This is a genomic window from Micromonospora sp. WMMD710, assembly GCF_029626045.1.
Lineage (GTDB): Bacteria > Actinomycetota > Actinomycetes > Mycobacteriales > Micromonosporaceae > Micromonospora.
Map to the genome: position 1 here is coordinate 3,071,972 of NZ_JARUBD010000001.1, position 14,793 is coordinate 3,086,764.

Below are 14,793 nucleotides of genomic sequence, written 5' to 3' on the forward strand. Positions count from 1 at the left end.
GCACTGCCCGACGTCGCGGGCGGGTTACGCCGGGGTGGCGGTCTCGGTCTGGCCCGCCACACCCACGTTGAGCGGATCGGCCAGGAGCTTGTCGAAGGCCAGCTCGGCGGCACCGATCAGGACGGCGTCGCGGCCGAGCGCGGCCGCGCGCAACCGCAGGTGCTCCCGGGCGCCCGGCAGCGGCATGGTGTCCAGCCGACGGCGGACCGTGTCCGCCCCGGCGGTGAAGATGTCGCGCAGCGAGCCACCGAACACCACCGCGTCCGGGTTGACCACGTTGACCAGGTTGGCCACGCCGAAGCCGAGCCACTCGGCGACCTGCTCGACCGCCGCCCGTGCGGTCGAGTCGCCATCCGCGGCGGCGCGCAGCACCTCGGCCACCGCCGCACGGTCGCCGGGGTCCCGGCCGGCATGCCGCAGCAGCGCGGCCTCCCCGATCTCGGTCTCCCAGCAGCCCCGCGAGCCGCAGCCGCAGGGCAGGCCGTTCGGGTTGACGACCATGTGGCCGACCTTGCCGCTGTGGCCACGGTGGCCGACCATCAGCCGGCCGCCGACGATGATGCCGGCGCTGATCCCGACGTCGCCGTGCAGGTAGATGAGGTCGTCGACGCCGGCGGCCACGCCCCGTACGTGCTCGGCCAGGCCGGCGATGTCGGCCAGGTCGCCGGCCACGAAGCCCGGGCAGGCGGTCAGCTCGGCCTCGAGCGCGGCCCCGAGGGTCGCCTCGACGCTCGCGACCCTGATCCTGCCGTCGGGGGTGCGGGTGGTGTCGGTCACCGCGACCGCGCCGCCCACCAGCAGCGCGTCGGGGGCCACCGAGCGTTCCATGTCGCGGACCAGGTCGGCGAGCGGCCGGACGGCGTCGACGGCCGACATGCCGCCGGGCCGGGCGACCTCGCGCAGATCGAGGATGCGTCCGCCGAGGCCGACCCGGGCGGCCCGCAGCCGGTCCGCGTCGATGCTCAGGGCGTGTGCGTAGACCCGGTCGGAGCGCGGGCTGACCACCAGCGAGGGGCGGCCGGCGCGACGGGCGGTGGTGGGTACGTCCTCGGTGACCAGGCCACCGGCGACCAGGTCGGCGGCGAGGGCGCCGATGGTGCTGCGGTTGAGGCCGAGTCGGCTGGTCAGCTCGGCCCGGGACGTCGGCCCGTGCAGGTGCACGTAGCGCAGCACGGCGCCGAGGTTCTGCCGCCGGATCTCCTCCTGGCTCGCGCCGGGGACCGGTGGCAGTGGGGATTCGGGGTTACGGCCGACGCCGGCTGGCCTGGACCGGATGGGTGCCTCCACGGTCAGACCTCCTTCCGGGTCGCTGCCGGGTGGTGCGGGTGCGACAGGACGACGATGGGTCCCGGAAGAGGAGATCCGGGACCCATCGGCGTTGCTGCCTACCGTGCGGTGATTACTTGGTGAGCGGCGCGAGCTTCGGGTCGTTGGCGTACGCCTCAGCCGCGTTCGCCTTGGTGACGGCGACCGGCGGGAGCAGGTACGTGTCGACGACCTTGCTGCCGTTGTTGTAGGACTTGGTGTCGTTGACCTGCGGGGCGTTACCGGCCTGGAGAGCCTTGACCATGTTGATGGTCTCCTTCACCAGGTTGCGGGTGTCCTTGTTGATCGTCATGTACTGCTCGCCAGCGACGATCGACTTGACCGACTCAACCTCGGAGTCCTGACCGGTGACGACCGGGGTCGGCTTGCCAGCACCCTTGACCGAGGTCAGGATGGCGCGGGCCAGCGTGTCGTTCGGGGAGAGGACGCCGTCCAGCTCCTTGCTGCCGTAGGTCGAGGTCAGCAGCTGGTCCATGCGGGCCTGCGCACCCTCGGCCTTCCAGCCCTGGATGGCGGTCTGCTTGACGTCCTTCTGACCCGAGGCGACAACGACGTTGCCCTTGTCGATCTCCGGCTTGAGCACGCTCATCGCGCCGTTGAAGAAGACACCGGCGTTGTTGTCGTCCGGCGAGCCGGAGAACAGCTCGATGTTGTACGGGCCGTTCGGCTTCTTGGCCTTCATGCCGTCCAGCAGGGCCTGGCCCTGGAGCTGGCCGACCTTGAAGTTGTCGAACGCGACGTAGTAGTCGAGGTCCGGCGTGTTGGTGATGAGCCGGTCGTACGCGATCACCTTGACACCGGCGGCGTGCGCGGCGGCGACCTGGGTCGACAGCTGCGCGGCGTCGGTCGCGCCGATGACGATGACCTTGGCGCCCTTGGTGGTCATGGCGGTGATCTGGGCCTGCTGGTCGGCGACCGTGGTCGACGCGCCGGCGTACTGCACGTCAGCCTGGAAACCGGCCTCCTTGAGACCGTTGGTGAACAGGTCACCGGCGAGGACCCAGTTCTCCGAGGTCTTGGCCGGGAGGGCGACACCGATCAGGGAGTTCGCCGCGAAGCCCTTGGCGGCCTCGCCGCCGGAGCCGGAGTCGCCGTCACGGCCGGAGCCGCAGCCGGCGAGGGCCAGCATGGCGGCGGCGCTGATGGCCACCACCGACGTGCCGAAGAATTTACGCATGGTGAGGACTTGCCTTTCTTGATGTGAGACGGGTGGAGAGGTCGGTGGCCGTCAGCCGGACACCGCTGCCTTGGCGGGCTCGCGCTCCGCGTCCGGCGGTGAGGCGGGTGGGGCGGAGTCCTCGCGGCGGAACGGCCGCATCAGGCTCCCGATGATGGAGAAGCGCCCCTGGCTCTTGTTGTAGACGTCGATCGCGACGGCCAGCAGCAGGACCAGACCCTTGATGATTTGGACGCGGTCGGTGCCGACGCCCATCAGCTGCAGGCCGTTGTTGAGCACGGCCATGACGAGACCACCGACGATCGAGCCGCTGATGGTGCCGATACCGCCGGAGACGGCCGCACCACCGATGAAGACCGCGGCGATGGCGTCCAGCTCCCAGCCGTTGCCGTCCTGCGGGCCGGAGGCCGCCGAACGGGCCACGAAGATCATGCCGGCCAGCGCGGCCAGGACGGACATGTTCATCATGACGAAGAAGTTGACCCGCTTGAGCTTCACGCCGGACAGCTCGGCCGCCCGGGAGTTGCCGCCCACCGCGTAGATGTGCCGGCCACCGGCCGTGTTGCGGGTGTAGAAGGAGTACGCGATCACCAGGACCAGCAGGATGATGCCGGAGATCGGGAAGCTGGTGCCGACGCGACCGCTGGCGAAGCGCAGCGAGGCGAAGGCGATGACCCCGACCATGATGGCCATCCGCAGGATCGAGATCCACATGGGTGCCGGGTCGGCGTCCATCGCCCGACGGGTCTTGCGGGCCTGGATCTCGCGCCACACCACCGCCACCGCGGCGGCCAGACCGAGCAGCAGCGTCGCGTTGTTGTAGCCGGTGTTCGGACCGAACTCGGGCAGGAAGCCGGAGCCGATCTCCCGGAAGCCCTCCGGCACCGGGATCGTGTTGGCGTTACCGATGAACTGGTTGCCACCACGGAACAGCAGCATGCCGGCCAGGGTGACGATGAACGCCGGCACCCCGATGTACGCCACCCAGAAGCCCTGCCAGGCGCCGATGATCGCGCCGATCGCGAGGCCGAACAGGATGGCGACGGGCCAGGGCAGGTCCCACTCGGCCATCGACTTGGCCACCAAAATGCCCGCGAAGGCGGCGACGGAGCCGACCGACAGGTCGATGTGCCCGGCGACGATCACCATGAGCATGCCGATGGCCAGAATCAGAATGTACGAATTCTGCTGGAACAGCGCGATCAGGTTGTCCGACCGCAGGGTCAGGCCATCGGTCAGGATCTGGAACAGGACGACGATCGCCACCAGGGTGAAGATCATCCCGAACTGGCGAGCGTTGGAGGTGGTGCCTCCGAACAGGTTCTTCTGAAGGTCCTTCAATCGGCTCATTTTGTCAGCATCTTCTTCGTCGAGGTCATCTGCTTCATGAGGTTTTCCGGGGTCGCGTCCGCCCGGGCGATCTCGCCCGTGATGGCACCTTCGAACACGGTGTAGATGCGGTCGCACAGCCCGATCAGCTCAGGCAGCTCCGAGGAGATGACGATGACGCCCTTCCCCTGATCGGCGAGCCGCTGGATGATGCCGTAGATCTCGTACTTGGCACCCACGTCGATGCCGCGCGTCGGCTCGTCGAGGATCAGCAGGTCCGGGTCGGTGAACATCCACTTCGCCAGGACGACCTTCTGCTGGTTGCCGCCGGAGAGCTTGGAGACGTTCTCGTCGACCGTCGGGGCCTTGGTCCGCAACTCCTTGCGGTACCCCTCGGCCGCCTGGTACTCCTCGACCTCGCTGAGGACGCCGCGGTGCGAGATCTTGGACAACTTGGCCGCCACCGTCGACGACTTGATGTCGTCGAGCAGGTTGAGGCCGATCGCCTTGCGGTCCTCGCTGACGTACGCGAGCCCGTTGTCGATCGCGTCCGCGACCGACTTCAGGACGATCTCCTTGCCGTCCTTGATGATCGTGCCCGACTCGTACACCCCGTAGGAGCGGCCGAAGACACTCATCGCGAGTTCCGTACGGCCCGCGCCCATCAGACCGGCGAAGCCGACGATCTCGCCGCGGCGCACCACGAAGCTCTCGTTCTTGCAGACCTGCCGCTCGGCGGAGATCGGGTGGCGCACGTTCCAGTTGCGGACCTCGAAGAAGACGTCGCCGATCTTCGGGGTGTGGTCCGGGAACCGGCTGCTCAGCTCACGGCCGACCATGCCCCGCACGATCCGGTCCTCGTCGACCCCGTCCGCCTTGACGTCGAGGGTCTCCACGGTCCGGCCGTCGCGCAGGATGGTGATCTGGTCGGCGATCGCCTCGATCTCGTTCAGCTTGTGCGAGATCATGATCGAGGTGATGCCGCGGGAGCGGAAGCCGCGCAGCAGGTCCAGCAGGTGCTTGGAGTCGGCCTCGTTCAGAGCCGCGGTCGGCTCGTCCAGGATGAGCAGCTTCACGTCCTTGGCGAACGCCTTGGCGATCTCCACGAGCTGCTGCTTGCCGACCCCGATGTCCTTGATCAGGGTGTCCGGGTCCTCCTGGAGACCGACCCGGGCCATCAGGTCCAGCGCCATCCGGTTCGCGGCCTTCCAGTCGATCGCGCCCCGCTTGCGCGGTTCGTTGCCGAGGAAGATGTTCTCGGCGATCGACATGCCCGGGATGAGCGCGAGCTCCTGGTGGATGATCACGATTCCGGCGTTCTCGCTGGCCCGGATGTCGGAGAACTTGCTCTCCGACCCCTGGTAGACGATCTGGCCGTCGTAGCTGCCGTACGGGTAGACCCCGCTGAGGACCTTCATCAGCGTGGACTTGCCCGCACCGTTCTCGCCGCAGATGGCATGGATCTCGCCGGCGCGAACCACCAGGTTGACGTCGGAGAGGGCCTTGACTCCGGGGAACTCCTTGGTGATGGAGCGCATCTCAAGGAGGATCGGCACGTCGCTCATAGCTCGTACCACCTCGCCAACGTCATCGGTTGCCTCCGGAAGGTTGAACCTTCACTTGGTTTTGTTGTTGACGGCAACGTATTGCGGTGGAGAGGCCATCCGCAAGGCGAGGGACTGTTGAAAATGTAACAATCCGGCAATATAGACGTAGCGCAGTGTTCGCACGCCACAGCGGCCCCGGCGGCCCCTCCCGGTACCCCGGATCGGCTCGCCACACTCCCGCCGGGCCCGACCGCCCACGTGATCGACATCGGTCGTTGATCGCAGGCCCGCCACCAGGCACGATCTCCGCCGGCCGGTCGCCGGGCAGCATAGCCCGCCGTCCGCCGACATCGAACGGCCTGGTCAGACGCCCACCACACCACCCGTCACGGCCACCGACAAACGCCGATGTGATCAACGCCTCTGACGGAGGCGGACATCGGCGAGGGTCGTTCGGCCACACCGACGCCCCCGGCGTCCCTGCCATGCCCCGCTGTCCCGAAATGAGCGGATCCGCGTGATCCACTCGCTCTCCTTGATATCGCGGTCTCCTCGCGCCCGGGACACACCGGATTCCAGGAACCCACCCACCTCGCTCGCCCACCCCGCTCGCCCGCCGTGCGCGGAGTGCGAGCGGTGGCAGGCACGCGACACCTCAGTCTGCGTACCCCGGTGAAGGCCGGCCGGGTTCGGTCCCGGTCAGCGGGTCAGCCGGCCGCGCAGGGTCGCGACGCCGCCGCCGGAGAGTTCGTCGAGAGCGACGGGGCGGCCGGTCAGCGCGAGCAGCAACGGCTCGGCCGGGCCGGCGACGGTCGGCCCCTCCCCCGACGCCCAGCCCAGATCGGTCGCCTCGAACCGCAGGCCGGTGGGGAGCCCCCGGGGCACGAAGAAGCCGATGGCGCGAGGGCCGGTCAGGAAGTCCAGCGAGGCGCGCAGCCGCTCGGGACGCAGGTCGTGCGCCAGCCCGAGCGGACGGCGGATGTCCTGCCCGTGCACCTGAAGGTCGGTGAGCTGGCCGAGGAAGCCCACCCCGGGTGCGCGGTAGGGCGTCTGGGCGTTCTGCCGCAGCACGGCCGAGATCTGATCGGTGGGACGGCGGGCGACCAGCTCGGCCAACCGGGCGTTGGCGTCGTGCAGGTTGAACCGGCTGCGCACCAGGACCGGCAGGAACCACCGACGGCGGGCCGCGAAGGGTGCGATCAGATGGGCCGCCACCTGTCGGACCGTCCAGGCTCCGCAGAGGCTCGGCGCGTCCAGTTGCTCGGCGGTGAGCGAGTCGATCAGGTCCGCGGCTCGCAGCCGTTCATCGCTGATCATGCTCATCAGCTCGGTTGCCGTCGTGCCGGCGGTGCCGTCGGGTCGTGCGGCCATCGGATCCTCCAGGGGTGGACGACGTGCGGCGCACCGCACGGGGAACATCAGTCGGTGGGTGGGGTGCCCGGGTCGACGTCGGGCACGTGCCTGGCGATGGCGTCGACGAGGATGCGGGCGTGCATCGCGAACAGCCGTTCGAGGTCGACGCTGTCGCCCTGGATCTGCCGAGCGAGGAAGAAACCGTCCGCGGCGGCGACCGCGTAGGTGGCGAACACCGTGACCGTCTCGTCGTCCGCGTCCGGGCGGAGCTCGGCGATGACGGCTGCGATCCGCTGAAAGGCGGCGTCGCGGAGCTGAAGGAACGTGCCCCGGGCGCTGGGCTCCTGCGGACGGCGGTCCAGCACCAGCATCAGGCCGAGACTGAGGAACTCGGGCGACTCCCGAAGTGCCCTCGCGGTGCCCGCTCCCAGTGCCGTGAGCCATTCCAGTGGTGAGCTCGCCGTGTCCTGAGGGACAGCCATCGACCGCAGCCAGACACCGAAGCTCTCCTCGATGACGGCGGCGATGAGGCCGTCCTTGCTCTCGAAGTGCCAGTAGATCGAGCTGGCGGGCAGTCCGCACCGCTCACTGACGGCCGCGATGCTCGTACCCTCGTAGCCGCGGTCGCCGGCGACCTCGACGGCGGCCCGCAGGATCCGTCGTCTCGACTCCTCGCCGTTGGCGCGGCCCGGGCGGCCGGGGCGTCGGTGCGCTACGTGCCGCTGAGCGGCCCGGAGCTGCGCGTCGCCGAGTCCGACCTGGGCACGGTGCTGGAGGCCGCCCGGGGCCGGCGGTGGGGACGGGCCCAGGGCCGAGGGCTGTTCGCGTACCCCGCGCAGAGCAACTTCTCCGGCGTGCAGCACCCGCTGGACTGGGTGGACCTGGCCCACCGGCACGGGTACGACGTGCTGCTCGACGCGGCCGCGTTCACACCCACGAACCGGCTGGACCTCCGCACGGTGCGGCCGGACTTCGTCTGCCTGAGCTGGTACAAGCTGTTCGGATACCCCACCGGCATCGGCGCGTTGCTGGCCCGCCGCGAGGCGCTGGCCCGCCTGCGCCGCCCGTGGTTCGCCGGCGGCACGATCCGCGCGGTCAGTGTGCAGGGCGACTGGCACCGTTCGATGGACGACGAGTCGGCGTTCGAGGACGGCACCCTCAATTTCCTGAGCATCCCGGACGTGTTGTTCGGGCTGCGGTGGCTCGACGGGATCGGCGTGGACCTCGTGCACAGCCGCGTCGGCCTGCTCACCGAGTGGCTGCTGGGCCGCCTGACCGCGCTGCGGCACCGCACCGGTCAACCGGTGTTGCGGGTGTACGGGCCGACGACGGGCGAGGGCCGGGGCGCGACCGTGACGTTCAACGTCCTGCGCCCGGACGGGTCCCTGGTCGACGAGCGGCTCATCGCCCGGGAATCCGCGTCGGCCGGTTTCTCCCTGCGCACCGGCTGTTTCTGCAACCCGGGTGCCGGGGAGGGCGCGTTCGGGATCAGCGGGACCTCGCTGCGGCGGCGCCTGCTGGCCCGGGTCGACACGATCGACCAGTACCTCGGCGCGCTGCGGTTGCCGACCGGTGGCGCGGCCCGGGTCTCGTTCGGTCTGGCCTCCAACGCGGCCGACGCGGAACGCTTCCTCGCCTTCGTCGAGGCGTCCTACCTGGACCGCGACGTCACCGTCGGGCCGCCGTTGCCGCCCCGGCTGCGCTGCTGACCCAGCCGCGGCTGGCTAACCGACCTGGGCCACTGGCGCGGGCCGGTGCTTGATCTCCTCCATGAAGGGGAACCGGGCGGTCAGTTCGGCGATCGTCAGCCCGGCCCGCCAGGCGGCGGCGACCTGGGCGACCCGGAGGAGGTCCATGACGTCGCCGCGCGCCAGCACCTCGCCCGAAACCCGAAGGTCGATCATGAAGTATCGGGCCTGCGAGCCCAACCCGACGCAGGCGACGCCCTGGTCGGAGTGCAGCTCGGCGCAGGTGAATCGGCTTCGCCCCTGCTCGGGGGCGGTCACCCGGCCGATGTCGAGATGGTGGTGTGCGGCGGTCTCGATGAGCGCGGGGGCCAGACCACCCCGCTCGACCAGATCCGGGTAGAGGCGCACACCCAGCGCCGTCGACGCGTCGCTCATGACTGACTCCCACTTCCTTGTGACAGAGACCAGCAGCGCGCAGGTTACGGGGAGGTTTCCTGCGAACCTCGTCATCCTGTCCCGGGTGGACGCTCCACGGCAATAGGATGGATCGATTCGACCGCTATCGAGGGGTGCGATCGGGCGGTAACGGACGGTCGTCGTATTGGAAACACTCTTGACAGAAAGACATGATATCGACAAGCTTCGCTTTAGAGAGCGCTCTCCACCTCTCCGGCGCGCAGCCTCCGCCACCCCCCTCGCTGAGGAGCCTCCCGTGTTCACAGCCCGCCCCGCACTCCGCCTCCGACCCTTCGTCCTCGCGGCGGTCGCCCTCGTCACCACCGCCGCCGCCCTGATCGTCCCGGCGCAGTCCGACCGCGCCGAGGCCGCCATCGGGCCGATCACCTGGCAGGACGAGTTCAACGCCCCAGCCGGCACACCCGTCGATCAGAGCAAGTGGCGCTTCGACATCGGCGGCAGCGGCTGGGGCAACAACGAGCGGCAGTACTACACCAACAGCACGAGCAACGCCGTGCACGACGGCCAGGGCAACCTCGTCATCACCGCCCGCCGGGAAAACCCCGCCAACTACCAGTGCCACTACGGGCGCTGCGAGTACACCTCGGCCCGGCTGCTGACGGCGGCGACCTTCACCCAGACGTACGGTCGCTTCGAGGCCAACATCAAGATTCCACGCGGTCAGGGCATCTGGCCGGCGTTCTGGATGCTCGGCACCGGTGGCGGCTGGCCCGACGCCGGCGAGATCGACGTCATGGAGAACATCGGCCGGGAACCCAACACCGTCTACGGCACGGTGCACGGCCCCGGCTACTCCGGCGGCGGCGGCATCACCGGCAGCCGCACCCTCGGCGGTCCGCTCGCCGACGGTTTCCACACCTACCGGGTGGACTGGGAGCCGAACGCGATCACCTGGTACCTGGACGGGGTGCAGTACCACCGGGTCGACCCCGCCCGACTCGGCGGCAACCGGTGGGTCTTCGACCACCCGTTCTTCATGATCCTCAACGTGGCGGTCGGCGGTAACTGGCCCGGCTACCCGGACGGCTCCACCCAGTTCCCACAGCAGATGCTCGTCAATTACGTGCGGGTGTCCAGTTACACGTCCGGCGGAGGCGACCCGGCCCCCGGCACCAGCAGGATCAGGGGAGCACAGAGCGGGCGCTGCATCGACATCCCGAGCGCCAACCCGGTGGAGGGCGCCAAGCTCCAGATCTGGGACTGCAACACCACCGCGGCGCAGGCGTGGACCTTCGCCTCCGACGGAACCGTGCGGGCGATGGGCAAGTGCATGGATCCGGCCTGGGCCGGCACCGCCAACGGCACCGAGGTCAACCTGGTCAGTTGCAACGGCAATCCGGCCCAGCGCTTCACCCTCAACAGCGCGGGCGATCTGGTCAACCTCAGCGCCAACAAGTGCGTGGACGTGCGGGAGGCCAACCCCAACAACGGCGGCAAGCTGCACCTGTGGGACTGCCTCGGCGCATCCAACCAGAAGTGGTCCCGCTTCTGACGAGGCCAGCGAGCGGTCGGGCCGTCCGAGAAGAAATCGGGCGGCCCGACCGTTTCCCCATGCCGTCCTTCGTCGCGAGGCAGGCGGGTGGATCGGATTCGGGCGATGCGGCAGGCGACGCATTCATGCCCGCTATGTTCGGATTAGTCCAAGTAGTCTAGCTGTCTCGGGAGCACGTCCATGTCGCATCACCTCGACACGCCCCTCGCCGCCCAGAGCGGGCAGCTCTTCATCGACGACCTGTATGTCTTCGACGGCGACCGCGCCACCGTGTTCGTCATGGACGTCAACAGCTCAGTGACGAAGGCCGACATCAAGCGCGGATTCCACGCCGAGGCCCGCTACGAGTTCAAGATTCACTTCAACGGCGCGGGGATGGAGGAGCTGACCTACCGCTTCGCCTTCGGCGAGCCGGACGGCGACGCCAGGCAGACCTTCCATCTGTACGAACTCGCCGGCGCCGACGCCCGTGACGACGCCGCCATGGGCACTCCGATCGCGCAGGGCAGGACCGGCGAGGTGACCACCGGGCAGAACGTCCGGATCTGGGCGGGCCGGATCACCGACCCGTTCTATGTCGATCTCGACCAGCTCGCGACCATCAACGGCGCGGTCACGAACGGCGCGCAGGTGGATCGGTCGAAGTGGCGGATCGACCAGGCCAGCAACAGCTTCGCCGGCACCACCGTCGAGTCCATCGTCTTCGAGGTCTCCCATGACGAGCCGCTGCTGCGCGCCGGTACCGAGATCGGCGTCTGGTGTCGCACCCTGCTGGCCACCGACGCCGGTGGATGGCGGCAGATCAACCGCGCGGGTCACCCCATGATGTGGCCCATTTTCTGGCCCCACGACACGGACTTCTCCAACCCGGCCAATGTCCGGCACCCCGGTCAGGACCTCGCCGAGGACGGCGAGGAGATCGCCAACGCCGTCGCCGGGGTCGTCGCGGCGATGGGCACCGCACCCGACCCCCAGGCGTACGGTCGCAGCGTCGCCCAGCAGCTCTACCCCGACGTGCTGTCGTACACGGTCGGCACCCCCGCGAACTACGGCTTCGCGGTCCGCAACGGCCGCACCATGGCGGACAACGCGCCGGAGGTGATGTTCTCCCTGGTCCTCAACACCGGCACGACCTCCGGCCTCAACCCGCAGGTCACGAAGGCCGCCCGCGCGGACACCTTCCCCTACGTCGTGCCGGCCTGAGTCGTGCCGGACTGATTGGCTCGCGAAACGTGACTGACCTCGCCGGGCACGCCGACGAGGTCAGTCGGAGGGGACCGGGGGCGGTCAGCCCTCGATGTCTCGCGGGTCGCGGCTGCGCGGGTAGGTGTTCTTCTCCCCGATCGTGCCGTCCTGCTTCTTGATCACGTGCTCGACGCCCCGGTCGGCCGCCATCTCGCGACCCTGCGCCTGCGCGTCGGCCTTGGAGTCATGCGTGCTGCTGGCCCGGTCGTTGCCCTCCGGACGGTTCTTCCACTGCCCGTCCTCCTGGTACGTGTCGACGTCACCCTTGACCATCGCCGGCTCCTCCCCTGCGTCTGAACTGTCACAGGTTCAGTGCCCCGAGCGGTGGCGGGCAAACCGCCGTCCTCAGGAGACGGCCGGGCAGTTGTTGCTCACCCGCCGGATGATCTGTTCGCCCTGGGCGACCTTCTGACCGACCTCGACCAGCGGCGGTTCGCGCATGTGCAGGTACTGCGTCTCCCACTTGCCGCCGTGGTCGATCTTCACCCGGTAGCCGCCGCCACGCCCGCGCGGACCTTCCGGGTTCTCCGGGGTACGGCCACCCAGTGAACCGTTGGTGCCCGCCACGGTGACCGTGCCGCCGTACGACGCGAGCAAAGGCCGCCCCCACGCCTCCCTCACCGGCCCGAGCATGGCAGATGCCGACAACGCCTGGGCCACGGGTGGCGGCCACATCCGTTGACATTGCAGTTGCATCGTGAAAGCGCTACGGTGGATGCAATGCAGTCGCATTGCGTTGAGAGGGGCGCCCAGATGCACGTGATCGCGTTGTCCGAGGCGACCACCGACATGATCGACCTGGTTGGCGGCAAGGCGGCCGGCCTGGGCGAGTTGATCCGGCGCGGCGAACGCGTCCCCGAGGGCTTCTGCGTCACCGCCGACGCCCACCGGCTCGGCGTCATCCCCGAGGCGGAGATCCTCGCCGCGTACCAGCGGCTCGGGGCGGGCCCGGTGGCGGTGCGCTCCAGCGCCACCGCCGAGGACCTGCCGGACGCGAGCTTCGCCGGGCAGCAGGACACCGTCCTCAACGTCACGGGCGGCGCGGAGCTGATCGCCGCGATCGGGAAGTGCTGGGCCTCGCTGCGCGCCGACCGCGCGACCGCGTACCGCGACGCCCGTCAGATCGACCAGGACGAGGTGTGGATGGCGGTCGTCGTGCAACGCATGGTCACGCCCACCGTGGCGGGGGTGCTGTTCACCGCCAACCCGGTGACCGGCCGCCGCGACGAGATGGCGGTCGACGCCGCGCCGGGTCTCGGCACCGCCGTGGTGGACGGCGCGACGAGAGTGGACCACTACGTCCTCGACGGCGTCGCGCGCGACGACACGGGATGCCTGAGCGCCGCCCACCTGGCGCGACTGCGTACCACCGGTGAGCGGTTGCAGGATCACTTCGGCTGCCCGCAGGACGTGGAGTGGGCGATCGACGCGGACGACGTGCTCTGGTTGCTGCAGTCGCGGCCGATCACCACTCTGTTCCCCCTCCCGCCGGCCACCGACGGGCCCCTCCCCCGCGTCTACCTGGAGTTCGGCCACGTCCAGGGCATGCTGCAACCGGTCACCCCGATGGGCATGGCGACCCTGCGGGCGCAGATCACGGCGATGCTCGCCTCGCTCGGCGTCCGGGTCGAGATCGTCGACATCGGTGGCCGCCTCTACGGGGACCTGACCGACCTGGCCCGGAGCAGGTCGTCGCGCAGGCGACTGGTCAAGCTCATGGCCGTCGACTTCGGCCCCCGGGCGCAGGCGGTGATGCGGCACGTCCTGGCGGACCCGCGGTTCGCCCCGACCGGCGGCGGCACCGGGCGCGGCGCCGCGCAGGGGGCGGCGTCGCTCCGCACGGCTGGTCGCGCGGTGGTGGGGATCGTGCGCGCACTGGCCCGGCCCGAGACGGCACGGATCTCGATGGTCGAGGCGGTCGAGCAGATCAGGGTACGGTCCATGGCCCCCGACGACCTGCGGACCGCCGCCGACCGTCTGCGCTTCGTGCAGGCGCGCGACGCCGACGACAGCGCCGACGCGATCATGTGGCCGATCGTCGCCGGGATGCTCGCCGCCGCGCTGCCGGCCGCGCTGCTCAAGGGTGTCGCCGGGCCGGACGAGATCCACGCCGTGCTGGCCGGGATGCCGCACAACGTCACCATCGAGATGGATCTGGCCCTGTGGCGGCTCGCCCAGGGCGTGGGTGAACACCGTCAACTCCTGCTCGACACCCCACCGGACGAGCTGACCACGCGGTACCTGGGCGGAACGCTGCCCGACATCGGCCTGGCCGCCTTCCTGGACGCGTACGGCCATCGGGGCGTCGCGGAGGTCGACCTCGGCGTGCCACGGTGGGCCGAGGATCCGACACCGGTCTTCGCGGCGCTCGCCAACTACCTGCGCGTCACCGATCCGGCGCAGGGCCCCGACCAGCGCTTCCACCGTGCCGCCGCGGCGGCGGAGACGGCGCTGGAGGAGCTGGTGACGCGGGTGCGCCGTCGGCGGCCGGTGCGCGGCCGGATCTCCGGGTTCCTGCTGCGCCGGGCCCGCTCGTTGGCCGGCCTTCGCGAGGCCGGCAAGTTCGCCGGGCTGTACCCGCTACGGGAGACGCGTCGGCAGCTGCTGCTCATCGGCGCCGACCTGCACGGCCCCGGGCTGCTGAAGCAGGCCGACGACGTCATGTTCCTGACCCTCGACGAGGTGCACACCGCCGTACACCAAGGGGTTGATCATCGCGACGTGGTCGCCTCCCGGCGGGCCGTGCACCGTCGGGAGCTGCGACGCCGATCGGTGCCGGTGGCCTTGCTGTCCGACGGCACGGACGTCGAGACCATCCTGCCGGCAGCGCCCCCCGGCGACCGGACACGCACCGGCGTGGGCGCGTCCGCGGGCCGGGTCACCGGGCCCGCCCGGGTGGTCCACGACCCGGGCACCGCCCACGTCGAACCCGGTGACGTCCTGATCGCGGCGACCACGGATCCCGGCTGGACTCCGCTCTTCCTCACCGCCGCGGCGCTGGTCACCGAGACCGGCGCGATCATGGCCCACGGCCCGACCGTGGCCCGGGAGTACGGCATTCCCGCCGTCATCTGCGTGCCGGACGCGACCCGGACGATCGTCACGGGACAGCTCGTCACGGTCGACGGCGCCGCCGGAACCGTCACCGTCCACTGACCG

12 protein-coding genes and 1 pseudogene are annotated in these 14,793 nt (G+C 69.9%); 4 read left to right on the forward strand and 9 right to left on the reverse strand.

The genetic code is table 11. The annotated features are described in order from the left end of the window. Positions 1-24 precede the first annotated feature (24 nt). From O7620_RS14085 to O7620_RS14110, 6 genes are all read right to left on the reverse strand, one after another. On the reverse strand, positions 25-1,230 hold the full coding sequence (locus tag O7620_RS14085; protein WP_278127004.1) for an ROK family transcriptional regulator: 1,206 nt from the start codon (positions 1,228-1,230) through the stop codon (positions 25-27). Between the two features lie 169 nt (positions 1,231-1,399). After that, on the reverse strand, positions 1,400-2,503 hold the full coding sequence (locus O7620_RS14090; protein WP_151488803.1) for a sugar-binding protein: 1,104 nt from the start codon (positions 2,501-2,503) through the stop codon (positions 1,400-1,402). 51 nt (positions 2,504-2,554) lie between these two features. Beyond that, positions 2,555-3,853, reverse strand: a complete 1,299-nt coding sequence (gene mmsB, locus O7620_RS14095) for a multiple monosaccharide ABC transporter permease (protein WP_278123372.1) — start codon at positions 3,851-3,853, stop codon at positions 2,555-2,557. Continuing rightward, positions 3,850-5,397, reverse strand: coding sequence for a multiple monosaccharide ABC transporter ATP-binding protein (mmsA, locus tag O7620_RS14100; RefSeq protein WP_278123373.1), 1,548 nt, complete (start codon positions 5,395-5,397; stop codon positions 3,850-3,852). The genes mmsB and mmsA overlap by 4 nt, the downstream gene beginning before the upstream one ends. Before the next feature lie 681 nt (positions 5,398-6,078). Continuing rightward, the gene (locus tag O7620_RS14105; protein WP_278123374.1) at positions 6,079-6,750 is read right to left on the reverse strand and encodes a maleylpyruvate isomerase family mycothiol-dependent enzyme; all 672 of its coding nucleotides are present in this window, start codon (positions 6,748-6,750) and stop codon (positions 6,079-6,081) included. A 47-nt stretch (positions 6,751-6,797) separates the two neighbouring features. After that, positions 6,798-7,214, reverse strand: a complete 417-nt coding sequence (locus O7620_RS14110; protein ID WP_278123375.1) for a hypothetical protein — start codon at positions 7,212-7,214, stop codon at positions 6,798-6,800. 66 nt (positions 7,215-7,280) lie between these two features. Here O7620_RS14110 and O7620_RS14115 point away from each other — a divergent pair, with 66 nt between their 5' ends. After that, entirely contained in the window at positions 7,281-8,441 is a 1,161-nt protein-coding gene (locus tag O7620_RS14115; protein WP_278123376.1) for an aminotransferase class V-fold PLP-dependent enzyme, read from the forward strand. 15 nt (positions 8,442-8,456) lie between these two features. Here O7620_RS14115 and O7620_RS14120 read toward each other — a convergent pair whose 3' ends face one another. Further along, a complete protein-coding gene (locus tag O7620_RS14120) occupies positions 8,457-8,855 on the reverse strand; it encodes a hypothetical protein (protein WP_278123377.1) in 399 nt (132 codons plus the stop codon). A gap of 277 nt (positions 8,856-9,132) precedes the next feature. Between O7620_RS14120 and O7620_RS14125 the strand changes: the two genes are divergently transcribed. Beyond that, positions 9,133-10,389 (forward strand): family 16 glycosylhydrolase, encoded by a 1,257-nt coding sequence (locus O7620_RS14125; protein ID WP_278123378.1) that lies wholly within the window; start codon positions 9,133-9,135, stop codon positions 10,387-10,389. Between the two features lie 180 nt (positions 10,390-10,569). Further along, positions 10,570-11,592 carry a DUF4331 family protein gene (locus O7620_RS14130; protein ID WP_278123379.1) on the forward strand — a complete coding sequence of 341 codons (1,023 nt, stop codon included), beginning with the start codon at positions 10,570-10,572 and terminating at the stop codon, positions 11,590-11,592. 84 nt (positions 11,593-11,676) lie between these two features. Here the strand turns inward: O7620_RS14130 and O7620_RS14135 are convergent, their stop codons facing one another. Then, positions 11,677-11,907, reverse strand: a complete 231-nt coding sequence (locus O7620_RS14135; RefSeq protein ID WP_278123380.1) for a DUF2188 domain-containing protein — start codon at positions 11,905-11,907, stop codon at positions 11,677-11,679. Between the two features lie 72 nt (positions 11,908-11,979). Further along, positions 11,980-12,249: pseudogene (locus tag O7620_RS14140) on the reverse strand (M23 family metallopeptidase); the annotation flags it as partial. 138 nt (positions 12,250-12,387) lie between these two features. On the opposite strand from O7620_RS14140, the gene O7620_RS14145 reads away from it, so the two are divergent. After that, the gene (locus O7620_RS14145; RefSeq protein WP_278123381.1) at positions 12,388-14,790 is read left to right on the forward strand and encodes a PEP/pyruvate-binding domain-containing protein; all 2,403 of its coding nucleotides are present in this window, start codon (positions 12,388-12,390) and stop codon (positions 14,788-14,790) included. Positions 14,791-14,793 lie beyond the last annotated feature (3 nt).